The sequence below is a fragment of the Oleiphilus sp. HI0125 genome, assembly GCF_001635355.1.
Genome location: NZ_LWGF01001280.1, coordinates 1 through 830, shown reverse-complemented (window position 1 = coordinate 830; position 830 = coordinate 1). Strand labels below are relative to the sequence as shown.

Genomic DNA, 830 nt, shown 5'->3' with positions numbered 1-830 from the left:
GTATAAATTACGTTCAAGCTGGGTTGACTAATAGTAAGAGCGTTACCACTTCTCTACCCATGGACGGACATCAAGCTCAAAGGTCCACGCGTTGCGTGGTTGCTCATGAAGCATGACATAATTTTTTGCCAAATCTGCAGGTTGAACGACTCCATCCTTCTCTACAAATTTTTGATACTCGGGGTGGTTTTCACGGATCCACTGTGTGTCTACGGCCGCATCAATTACAACATGCGCAACATGAATATTCTTTGGCCCAAGCTCTCGCGCCATTGACTGAGCGAGGGCTCTGAGACCATGTTTTGCACTGGCAAATGCGCCAAATATAGCGCCGCCTCGTACACTTGCCGTTGCACCGGTAAAGATAATCGTTCCGCGCTTACGCTGACTCATTACGCGAGCAGCTTCTCTTCCGACAAGGAAACCTGAGAAACAAGCCATTTCCCATATCTTGTAAAACTTACGTGCACTTGTATCGAGAATACTCATAGGCACATTCGCCCCAACATTAAATACAACCACTCCGATTTCGCCGATGTTGTTCTCAATATTTTCGAATAGCTCCTGAACTGCATCTTCGCTGCGTGCATCCACACCAAAACCACGTGCTTCATAGCCTTCATCATTAAGTGCTTTGGCTGCCTCTTTGACTAGCTCTTCACTGCGACGAACCATGCATACACTCAAACCCGTCAGGGCAAACTCTCTAGCGATCGCACTGCCAATAGCATCTCCAGCACCAACGATAAGTGCTACTTTTTTATCGCTCATATATTTATCCTTACCTAGTCAGTAAATACTAAAATATTGCACTGAAAGGTAAGTAAACT

General features: G+C 45.7%; 1 protein-coding gene. It reads right to left on the bottom strand.

The window, feature by feature from the left end:
- Nucleotides 1-42: 42 nt before the first annotated feature.
- Nucleotides 43-771: an SDR family NAD(P)-dependent oxidoreductase gene (locus A3762_RS22260; protein ID WP_068477877.1), complete on the bottom strand. Its 729-nt coding sequence runs from the start codon at nucleotides 769-771 to the stop codon at nucleotides 43-45.
- Nucleotides 772-830: the final 59 nt, after the last annotated feature.